The sequence below is a fragment of the Streptomyces sp. B8-7 genome (genome assembly GCF_058833805.1).
On the sequence record NZ_JBYRRL010000001.1, the window covers coordinates 506,728 to 517,068 of the forward strand.

The following is a 10,341-nucleotide window of genomic DNA, read 5'->3' on the forward strand; positions in this document are numbered from 1 at the left end:
GTGATGGATGAGTCGTCCCCGTACGCTGAGCTGGCTCGACGCACCTCGCGACGACAGCGGTGTGGAGATGTTCGACGAGGTCTCCCACACCTACCGGCCCTACACCGAACTCGCCGACGCGGCGCTCCGGATCGCGGGCGGGCTGATCGCGCGGGGCGTGCCCCGCGGGGCGGTCGTGCCGCTGCTGTGCTCGACCGGCCCCGACCTCGTCGCCGCCTTCTACGGGGTGCAGGCCGCCGGATGCGCGGTGAGCGTGCTGGCGCCCCCCACCCGGATGTCGGGCGAGGCCGCCCGCGCCCACGTCCGCGCCGTCGTCGCCGCGCTGGACGCCGGCACCGTGGTGGTCGACGCCGCCCACCACGACTACGCCGTGGACGTCCTCGCCGAGACCGGTCCGGGCACCCGCGTCCTGGCCCTGGAGGAGCTCGCCGCCGGCGATCCCGGCCGACGGGACCCCGCCGAACAGGCCCTCGTCCAGTTCACCTCGGGCAGCTCGGGCCGCCCGCGCGGAGTGCGGATCAGCCATGCCGCACTCGACGCCAACACCGCGGCGATCCGCTCCTGGGAGCGTGCGGGGCGCGACGACTCCTGGTGCTCCTGGCTGCCGATGCACCACGACATGGGGCTCATCGGCTGCCTGGTGGTGCCCGTCTCCGGCAACAACCGGCTGGCGGTGTGCAGGCCCGAGACGTTCCTGCGCCATCCGCTGTCGTACGTCACCCGTTTCGACGCCAACCGGGTCGGGCAGCCCGCCACGATCACCGCCACCCCGGCGTTCGGCCTGCAGCGCATCGTGGACAGGGTCGGCCACGCCGACCTGGCGGGCGCCGACCTCTCCCGCACCCGGGCGGTGATCGTCGGGGCCGAGCGCATCGACCCCGCACTGGTGACCCGCTTCACGGAGCTGATGCGCCCGCACGGCCTGTCCCCGCACACCCTCACCCCCGCCTACGGGCTGGCCGAGAGCACCCTCGCCGTCACCGGGGTGCCCGTCGAGGAGGTCCCGCGCGCGGTCCTGGTGCACCGGGACGACCTGCGCATCGGAGCGGAGGTGAGCCTCGCGGCCCAGGACACGGACCGGGCGACGGTCCAGGTGATGAGCTGCGGCCGCGCACTGGACGGCCTGACGGTGGAGGTCGTCGGCGAGGACGGAGAGCCCCTGCCCGAGGGCCACGTCGGCGAACTCGCCCTCTCCGGCTCCTCGCTGGCCGACGGCTACCTCGCGGACGGCTCCGCCGGGGGCACCGCCTTCGCGGACGGGCGGCTGTTCACCCGCGACGTCGCCTTCCGGCTGGCGGACGAGTTCTACGTGCTGGGCAGGGCCGGCGACAGCGTCAAGGTGCACGCCCGCTCGCTCTTCGCCGAGGACGTCGAGCTCATGCTCGGCAGGGCCGGACTCAACCTGAGCAGGGTCTGCGTCGTGCTCGGCGAGGCGGACGGCCGCCCGCACGCCGTGGCCGTGCTGGAGGGACTCGACACCCGGGCGGCCGAGGTGGCCGCGGACGTGCTCGCCGCGGCCTGCCCCGGCACCCGCCGGCACGTGGCCCGGGTGCCCCGCGGCGCGATCCCCCGTACCAGCAGCGGCAAGAGCCGCCGCCGTCAGCTGTGGCAGCACCTCAGCCGGGACCACGTCCTCGACGCGGTGCCCGCCGCGAGCGACGGCCCCGCCTGACCGGCCCCGCCTCACCGGCCCGCCTCACCGGCCCCGCACACCCCTGCCCGACCGGCCCCAGAACAGGAGACCACATGTCCTACTCCAGTGAAGAGGTGCGCGAGACCGTGCTCGCGATCATCGAGCAGCTCGCCCCCGAGCGGGAGCGGTTCGAGCCGGGCAAGGACATGCGTCTGGTCGAGGACCTGGGGTTCCACTCCCTGGCCCTGCTGGAGATGGCGTTCGCCATCGAGGACGACTTCGACCTGCCCCCGATCGACGAGCAGACCGGACGCGCCATCCAGACCACCGAACAGGTGCTCAGCTACGTCCTGAGCCAGGTCGAGGTCCGGACACCGTCGTGAGCGCCGCCACCGCCCCGAGCACGACGACGTCATGAAGGAATGAAGGAGCCACGATGACCGAGGCGATCCTCCTCTCGGACCTCACCAAGCGATTCGGCGAGCAGACCGCACTCGACCGGGTGTCGCTGCGGATACCGGCCGGATGCGTGCTGGGCCTGCTCGGCCCCAACGGAGCGGGCAAGACCACCCTCATCAACTGCCTGACCACGCTGCTGCGGCCGGACGGCGGCACCGTCCGCGTCCTGGGCCACGACCCCGCGACCGACCCGTCCCTGGTGCGCGCCAACATCGCCGTCACCGGGCAGTTCGCCGCCCTCGACGAACAGATCAGCCCGCGCGAGAACCTGGTGTTCTTCGGCCGGCTCCTCGGCCTCGGCAGGGGCCCGGCCCGGCAGCGGGCGGGGGAGATGCTGGAGCGGTTCGAGCTGGGCGAAGCGGCGTACACCCCCGTCGGATACCTCTCCGGCGGCATGCGCCGCCGCCTCGACCTCGCGGTGAGCCTGGTGGTCCCGCGGCCGGTGCTGGTGCTGGACGAACCGACCACCGGCCTCGACCCGCGCAGCCGCAGACTCCTGTGGGACATGGTCAGGGCCGAGGCCGCACGGGGCGTCGCCGTCCTGCTCACCACGCAGTACCTGGAGGAGGCCGACCAGCTCGCCGACCGCATCGTCGTCATCGACCGGGGCCGGGTCCTCGCGGACGGCTCCTCGCACGACCTCAAGCTCGACGTCGGCGGCCTCATGTGCCGCCTCACCCTGACCGGCGCCGCCGACACCGCAGCGGCCCGCCGGGCCCTCGGCGACCTCCCCGGGGTGACGGCCGAGGGCGACAAGGTCGCCGTGCCCGTGGCGCGCCCCGAGGACGTCGGCACGGTGCTCGGCCGGCTGGACGGCAGGGGACTGCGGATCGCCGACATCGAGGTGACCAAGCCGACGCTCGACGAGGTCTTCTTCGCCCTCACCGAGCCGATGGAGAAGGAGGCCACCCGATGAGCACCGCGCCCGGTGCCGCGGCGGCGCCCGCCGCCCCGCCGCCGGGCCGTCCGGCCGGCCGGCACCACGACTTCCAGGTGCTCTTCGACCGGCTGCGAACGCGCTCGTTCTCCCGGGGCGGCCTGGTGGCCACCGTGGTGCAGCCGCTGCTCTTCTTCGCCGTCTTCTACTGCACCTTCGCCGGAATGCTGGACGCCCGGGGCATCGAGTTCGGCCGCTTCGTCACGCCCACCGTCCTGGTCCAGGCCCTGATGTTCGTGGCCATCGCAAGCGCCACCGACCTGGCCGCCGACCGCTCCAGCGGCGTCTTCACCCGCCTGCTGACCAGCCCGGTCGACCTGCGCGCGATGAGCCTGGCGCATCTGGCCGTGGTGGCGCTGCAGGGTCTCCTGTCCAGCGTCGCCATCGTGCTCGCCGGGCTCCCGGCGGGCTTCCGCTTCGACCACGGAGTGCTCGCCGCACTGGGCTTCGCGGTGTTCGCCGTGGCGTTCACCGTGGCCCTGTCGCTGGCCACGGCCACCATCGCGCTGCGCCTGCGCAACCTGGAGGCGCTCGGCGCGGTGCTCCACCTGCCGTATCTGCCGCTGCTGGTGCTCTCCACCGGCTTCGTCGAGGCGGACCTCTTCCCCGGCTGGCTCCAGCCGGTCGTCACCGCCTCCCCGGTGTCCGCGGTGATCGACGCGCTGCGCGCCCTGTCGACCGCCGAACTCACCTGGGGCGCGATGCTGCCCGGCCTCGCGTGGGTGGCGGGTCTCCTCGCCCTCTTCTTCCGGACCACGACCGTCGCCTTCAGGAAGGTGGCCATCCGATGACCGTGCAGTCGCCGGGGACGGCGGCACCGTCGGTGCCGCCGTCCCCCTCGCCCGACCCGGCCACTCTGGCCGGAGCCTGCGTCGTCATCGCCGGACGGGTGCTCCGCCAGTTCGTCCGGAACCGGATGATGATCATCGTCACCGTCGCCTTCCCGCTGCTTCAGCTCTTCATGCTGCTGGCCGCCTTCGACGTGCTGGTGCGCGACACCCAGGACGTCGACTACGTGCGGCGGCTCGCCCCGCTGATCGTGCTCACCACGGCGTTCTCCTCGGTCCTCACCACGGCGATCGCCCTGTGGAGCGACATCCGCAGCGGGGTGTTCGACCGGCTGCGGGCGATGCCGCTGGACATGCGGGCCTACGTCCTCGGGCGGATCGGCGGCGACTTCGTACGCATCATGGGGGTGGCCGTCCTGGTCACGCTCGTCGCCCACACGGTCGGCTTCCGGTTCTCCCGGGGGCCGCTGGCGGCGCTCGGCTTCTTCGGGATCGTGGCGCTGTTCGGGATGATGTGCAGCGCGCTGGCCGTCGCCGTCGCCCTCGTCGCCCAGCACCCGGGCGTCATCGTGCGCTACGTGCAGATGCCCACGCTCGTCCTGACCCTGATGTCCAGCGGCTACGTACCGCTGGAGGCGTTCCCCGGCTGGATCCGGCCGGCGGTGAGCGTCAACCCCGTCTCGCTGGCGGCCGACGCACTGGCCGGACTCTCCCACCAGGGCGCGCTGACCGCGCCGGTGCTCGGGACCGCCGCCTGGACCCTGGGCGTCACGGCGGTGTGCACGGGCGTCGCCACGCGCCGCTTCTCGACGCTCGTGAAGCGCGGCTGACCGTGGCGGACGTCGTCGTACTGGGCGGGGGAGTGGCCGGTCTCGGGCTCGCGGTCTTCGCCGCCCGCCGCGGACACCGGGTGACGCTGGTCGAACGGGACGGCCCGCCCCCCGGGGGCGGGCCCCACACCGAGGTGGCCGACTGGGAGCGGCGCGGTGTGCCGCACGCCCGCCAGGGGCACGCCCTGCTGGGGCTGGGCATCGGGGTGCTGCGCGAGGAGTGCCCCGAGGTGCTGGCGGAGCTGACCGGCCGCGGTGCGGTCGCCGTGCCCCTGGAGACGGGCGGCGACGACCTCGGCCTGCTCAGCCGCCGGCTGGTCTTCGAGGCGGCGCTGCGCCGCCGGGCTGCCGCCGGCCCCGCGGTCACGCTGCTGCACGACAGGGTCACCGGACTGCTGAGCGCCGGGACGCCGCACGGCGTTCCCCGGGTGCGCGGGGTGCGCCTCGCGGGCGGCGGCGAGGTGGCCGCCGACGTGGTGCTGGACGCCACCGGCCGCAGGTCCCCGGCGGCCGCCTGGCTCGCCGCGATCGGTGGCACCCCGCCCCGGGAGACGGTCCAGTCGTGCGGGTTCTCCTACATCGCCCAGGAGTTCGCCCTGGACGCGGGCGGCCGCTTCCCGTCCCTGCGGGCCCCGGTGGTGCACGAACTCGACTTCGCCACCGTGCTGGCCTTCCCCGGCGACAACGGCCGCTTCCACCTGTCGACCACCGTCTCCTCCCACGACCCCGCACGGACCCGGCTGCTGCAACTCCCGGTCTACTTGCGGTTCCTGGCCAGCGTCGCTCCGGTGCGCGACTGGCTGGACGGGGCGACGCCGGTCGGCGCCCCGATGCCGATGGCCGGTCTGGAGAACCGCCGCCGGTCGCTGGTCGCGGACGGCGCCCCGCTGGTCACCGGGTTCGCGCTGGTGGGCGACGCCTGCGTCCAGACCAACCCCACCTTCGGACGCGGCGTGTCCCTCGCCCTGGCGCACGCCAGGACCGTCGCCGACCAGCTCGGCCGCCTCGACCGGGACCCGCCGGACTGGGCGGTGGAGACCCACGAGGCCACCGAACGGTGCCTGGGGCTGTGGTTCGAGCAGCAGGTCGCCACCGACGCCGCCCGGCTCGCCGAACTCGCGGGCGGAGCGCACGACGACTCGCTCACCGCCCGCGTGCTCACCGCCCTCGCCGTCCTGCGCGAGGAGGACGCGCACGTGCGCGTCGCCGCCGAGCGCGTCTACCACATGCTGCTCACCCCGGCCGAGCTGATGCGGGACCGCAAGGTGGCCCGCCGGGTGCTCGCGTTCCTGCGGGAGCACCCCGAACTCCGGCGCGAGCACGTCGGACCCAGCCGTCAGGACTTCGAGCGCCTGGTCACCGGCTGAGCGCCCACAGAAGGGAACACGATGAAAGTCACCCTGCCCACGGACGTCACGCTGAGCTACGACATCTACGGCCCCGAGGACGGCCCCGTGGTCGTCCTCGTGCCCGGACAGCACCAGGCGTCCCTGTTCGAGACCATGCAGGTGCCGCAGCTGACGAAGGCCGGACACCGCGTGGTCACCTTCGACCTGCGCGGTGTGCACCCCTCGGAGGAGACCGCTCCGCCGTACACGGTGGAACTGCTCGGGCAGGACCTGGCCGCACTCAACGAGGCGCTGGAGCTGGGCCCCTGCACCTACATCGGCTACTCGGTGGGCGCGATGATCCTGCTGGAACTGGCGATGAAGCGCCCCGAACTCATCGAGCGCGCCGCGCTCATCGGGGTTCCGTGGAAGCCCGGCACACTGCAGCAGGCCATCCAGGCCGAGGCGGTGGACCGGCTCAGGAACGGGCACCAGGTGCCGGCCCTGCTGGAGGGCGTCTTCCGGGCGATGTACCTGTTCGGGCCGCGGGCGCTCAACCGCGACCAGTTCATCGCCCCCTACCTGGACGGGCTGGCGGGCCTCGCGGAGTCGGGCGGGCACGGCGCCATCGGGCACGCCGAGGCGAGCACCGCCTTCCGGCCCGGCGACGAGGAGGTGGCCGCGGTGCGGGTGCCGCTGCTCGTCGTGGGCATGGAGCACGACATCGTCGCCCCCCGGCACCTGTCGCGGGAGCTGGCGGACCTGATCCCCACCGCCGAGTACACCGAGATCCGCAACTGCGGGCACGCCTGCCTGCTGGAGAAGCCCACCGAGGTCAACGCGCTGGTCGCCGACTACCTGCGCTCGGGCAGGGTCGGTACCCCGCGCGGCTCACGCCGGCTCTCCGAGGACCGTACGGAAGAGAGCCGCACGCAAGACAGCTGACGCCCGGGCGGAAGGGGGGCGGCGCCGGGACGGCGGAGACCTCCCGCAACGGGACGGCTCCCGGCCTCCGTGAGAGGCCGGGAGCCGTTGCCCTGCCGCGCCAGGGCGTGTTTCGAAAGTCCCGCCTGCCTGGCGGCGTCTGGCACGCACGCTCGCCGCGTTGTCGGGCTCGCCCCGATACATCCAGTATCGGGGCGACCCTCCGCCTTGCGATCGCACGCACCAGACGCCGCCAGACCTGCCCTTCGGGCAGACGACGCTACTTTCGAAACACGCCCTACGGCCGGGCCGTGAGCCGGTACAGGCGGTGGAACGGGTGCCCCACGTCGATCACCCGGGTGTCCAGGCCCGCCTCGGCGGCGTATCCGCGCACGGTGTCCGGCCGCATCACCGTGCCCGTGGCCGCGCTCGGCGTCCGGCTCATCCCGACCGGCAGACAGTGCAGCACGCTGACCGCGTAGTGGAAGCGCTCGCTGTCCGGTGCCGCCGGGGTGAACCGCTCGCCGACGGACGGCTCCATCAGCAGCACCGCACCCCCGGGCGCCATCAGCCGGCGGCAGGCCCGGAGCACGTCCACCGGCGCCGACATGTCGTGCAGGGCGTCGAACACGCACACCAGGGTGTGTCCCGCCGGCCCTTCTCCCCCCGCCTCACCGGCGTCCCCGGCGCGGAAGCGGACCCGGTCGCCCAGCCCCTCCGCGGGATCGGCGGCGGCGAGGTTCGCCTCGGCGTCCCTGATCGACGCCTCGTCCAGGTCGAGCCCGTGCACCTCGGCGTCGGGGAACATCCGGGCCAGCGCCAGCGTGGAGAGGCCGGAACCGCACGCCACGTCGGCGATGCTGCTCCCCGGCACCCGCAGCCGGGCGTCGATGTCGGGCAGGTGGCGGCTGATCCAGCCGGGCAGGTGGTGCTCGAAGACACCGCGGTTCAGGCCCGCCTGCCCCCCGCGCAGGGCCTCGCCGTAGGCCGCGTACGGAAGGCCCCGGCGGCCGCGGTAGGCGTCCGTCAGCTGCGGCAGCACGGCCGCCATGCCGCCGATGGGCATCACCACCAGCGGCGCGATCCAGTGCGGGCTGCCGGCGTCGAGCAGCGCCTCCGCGTGGGCGGGCGGCAGCGTGAAACGCCGGGTCTCCGGCTGCGCGTCGGGTGCGTCGACGGTCAGCACCCCGGCACAGGTCTGCTGTTCCAGCCACTCCCGTACCATCCGGGCGTCGAGGTCGCTCTCCGCGGCGACCTGTGCGGCCGTGGCGGGGCCGGTGCGGCGCAGGGCTTCGTACAGGCCCAGTTCCAGGCCCAGGTAGCAGGTCATCAGTTCGGCCGAGGCGAGCCCGGCGCCGAAGAGCCGCAGGGAGAACGCCTGCGGGGAGTCCGCCGCGGGCGCGGCCGGTCTCCCCGGCCGGGCGGGGGAGGGGGTGCGGAAGGCGGGTGCCACGGCGGTCAGAGGTGGGCGAGGACGTTGACGACGTTGCCGTCGCGGTCCCGGTAGAAGAAGCGCCGTACGCCCCACTCCTCCTCCGCGGGGCCGTACAGGATCTCCAGGCCGGCGGCACGGGCTCCGGCGAGCGCCGCGTCCAGGTCCGCCACCTCGATGGAGGCCGCCGGGTTCACCGGCCCGGTGGGGTCCTTGGTGATCAGGCTGACCTGCACGGAGTGGTCGGCCGGCGGAGCGAGGGTGACGATCCAGCCGTGATTCATGATCACTTCCATTCCGGTGACCCGGACGTGGGCTTCCACTGCGGAATCGAGATCGCTCACCGTGAGCAGCGGCATCGCGCGGAGTGCAGACATGTGCGCCAGCGTAACCACCGCGCCCCGCGGCCCCGGGGGCCTTTCCGCCCTCTTTCACCCCCGCGTCGCGGACCCTCCGGCGGCCGTACGTTCTCCTCGCACCGGCCTCCCTGCGCGCGAGGGCGCGCCGGCCGAACTCGCCAACCCCGAAGGAGGACTGACGTGGGACTCGTCACCGCGACCGGTACGGCCATCCCGGAATCCAGGCTCGCGGAGCTGGGGGAGGCGATCAGGGGCCGGACCATCACCGCGCAGGACACCGACTACGACGAGCGCAAGCAGATCTGGAACGGGTACTTCCAGAAGAGCCCCGGGGCGATCGTCCAGGTGGACGGCGCGTCCGACGTGATCAAGGTCGTCAACTTCGCGCGTGAGAACGACATCGAACTGGCCGTCAAGGGCGGCGGCCACTGCTTCGCGGGCACCGGCACCGTCGAGGGCGGACTGCTGCTCGACACCTCCCGGCTGCGCGGCATACGGGTCGACCCGGCGAGGCGGCGCCTGGTCGTGCAGCCCGGCCTGGAGCAGGGCGACGTCGACGCCGAGACCACCAGCTTCGGGCTCGCCGTCACCGGCTCCCAGGAGTCGTACATCGGCATCGGCGGCCTCACCCTGGGCGGCGGCCTCGGCTGGCTCGCCCGCTACCGGGGTCTGCTGGTGGACAACCTGGTCTCCGCCGACATCGTGCTCGCCAGCGGCGAGCTGGTGACCACCACCGCGCAGGACCACCCCGACCTGTTCTGGGCGATCCGGGGCGGCGGCGGCAACTACGGCGTGGCCACCCGCTTCGAGTTCGACCTGTACCCGCAGGGCGACTGCATGGCGGGGCTGCTCGCCTTCCCCATCGACCAGACGGTGGACGTGGCCCGGCGGCTCGACGAGTTCAACCGGACCGCCCCCGACGAGCTGACCACCTCCTTCGCCTTCCTCACCGCCCCGGGCGGCGCACCGGCGATCGGCCTGGGCTTCGTGCACGCGGCCCCCGACGACTCCACCGAGGACCTGATCGGCCGGATGCGCGGCCTCGGCACCGGCGCGCTCCTCGACCACTGCGGCCTGATGCCGTACGTGGCCGTGCAGCGGATGCTCGACGAGAACACCGTCGCCGGTCACCGGTACTACCCGCGTTCGTTCCTGCTGCCCGAACTGCGCGACGAACCGCTGCAGATCCTCGCCGACGGGTTCGTCAACGCCCCCTCCGAACGGAGCCTGGTCGGCGGCGGCCTGATGGGCGGCGTCATGTCGAACGTGCCGGCGTCCGAGACCCCCTTCCTGCACCGCGAGGGCTACCTGACCAGCATCCTCACCTCCTGGACCGACCCGGCCAAGGACGAGGAGGCCGTCGAGTGGACCGAGAAGGTGTACTCCGAACTCCTGCCGTACACCACCGGCGCGGTCTACGCCAACCACCTGGGCGCGGACTCCGCCGAGCGCATCGAGGACGCCTACGGCGCGAACTACGAGCGGCTGACCCGGATCAAGGCGGTCTACGACCCCGAGAACTTCTTCCACACGAACAACAACATCAAGCCGGCGACCTGAGCCGGGCGGGCCCGCCCGCTCCACCCGGGCGGGCCTGCGACGGCGCCCGGACCCCGTGCGGGGGTCCGGGCGCCGTCGGGTGCGCGCGGGT

Annotated in this window: 10 protein-coding genes; 8 read left to right on the plus strand and 2 right to left on the minus strand. The window is 73.5% G+C overall.

Annotated features, from left to right (window positions below):
- Positions 1 to 7 precede the first annotated feature (7 nt).
- The 7 genes from AC5K6T_RS02185 (at position 8) to AC5K6T_RS02215 (ending at position 6,920) form a co-directional block, all read left to right on the plus strand.
- Complete coding sequence (locus tag AC5K6T_RS02185) at positions 8 to 1,672, plus strand: AMP-binding protein (protein ID WP_493205095.1); 1,665 nt, start codon at positions 8 to 10, stop codon at positions 1,670 to 1,672.
- A 74-nt stretch (positions 1,673 to 1,746) separates the two neighbouring features.
- Positions 1,747 to 2,016 carry an acyl carrier protein gene (locus tag AC5K6T_RS02190; RefSeq protein WP_493205096.1) on the plus strand — a complete coding sequence of 90 codons (270 nt, stop codon included), beginning with the start codon at positions 1,747 to 1,749 and terminating at the stop codon, positions 2,014 to 2,016.
- A gap of 53 nt (positions 2,017 to 2,069) precedes the next feature.
- A complete protein-coding gene (locus tag AC5K6T_RS02195) occupies positions 2,070 to 3,008 on the plus strand; it encodes an ATP-binding cassette domain-containing protein (protein WP_493205098.1) in 939 nt (312 codons plus the stop codon).
- Positions 3,005 to 3,820, plus strand: a complete 816-nt coding sequence (locus AC5K6T_RS02200) for an ABC transporter permease (RefSeq protein WP_493205100.1) — start codon at positions 3,005 to 3,007, stop codon at positions 3,818 to 3,820. The genes AC5K6T_RS02195 and AC5K6T_RS02200 overlap by 4 nt, the downstream gene beginning before the upstream one ends.
- Positions 3,817 to 4,647, plus strand: a complete 831-nt coding sequence (locus tag AC5K6T_RS02205; RefSeq protein WP_493205102.1) for an ABC transporter permease — start codon at positions 3,817 to 3,819, stop codon at positions 4,645 to 4,647. The genes AC5K6T_RS02200 and AC5K6T_RS02205 overlap by 4 nt, the downstream gene beginning before the upstream one ends.
- Positions 4,648 to 4,649: 2 nt before the next feature.
- A complete protein-coding gene (locus tag AC5K6T_RS02210) occupies positions 4,650 to 6,014 on the plus strand; it encodes an NAD(P)/FAD-dependent oxidoreductase (RefSeq protein ID WP_493205104.1) in 1,365 nt (454 codons plus the stop codon).
- Positions 6,015 to 6,035: 21 nt separating this feature from the next.
- Complete coding sequence (locus AC5K6T_RS02215; protein WP_493205106.1) at positions 6,036 to 6,920, plus strand: alpha/beta fold hydrolase; 885 nt, start codon at positions 6,036 to 6,038, stop codon at positions 6,918 to 6,920.
- 277 nt (positions 6,921 to 7,197) lie between these two features.
- Here the strand turns inward: AC5K6T_RS02215 and AC5K6T_RS02220 are convergent, their stop codons facing one another.
- Both AC5K6T_RS02220 and AC5K6T_RS02225 read right to left on the minus strand, forming a co-directional pair.
- On the minus strand, positions 7,198 to 8,352 hold the full coding sequence (locus AC5K6T_RS02220; RefSeq protein ID WP_493205108.1) for a class I SAM-dependent methyltransferase: 1,155 nt from the start codon (positions 8,350 to 8,352) through the stop codon (positions 7,198 to 7,200).
- A 5-nt stretch (positions 8,353 to 8,357) separates the two neighbouring features.
- Positions 8,358 to 8,708, minus strand: a complete 351-nt coding sequence (locus AC5K6T_RS02225; protein ID WP_493205109.1) for a VOC family protein — start codon at positions 8,706 to 8,708, stop codon at positions 8,358 to 8,360.
- A gap of 162 nt (positions 8,709 to 8,870) precedes the next feature.
- Here AC5K6T_RS02225 and AC5K6T_RS02230 point away from each other — a divergent pair, with 162 nt between their 5' ends.
- Positions 8,871 to 10,250 (plus strand): FAD-binding oxidoreductase, encoded by a 1,380-nt coding sequence (locus tag AC5K6T_RS02230; RefSeq protein ID WP_493205111.1) that lies wholly within the window; start codon positions 8,871 to 8,873, stop codon positions 10,248 to 10,250.
- The last annotated feature ends 91 nt before the right edge of the window (positions 10,251 to 10,341 follow it).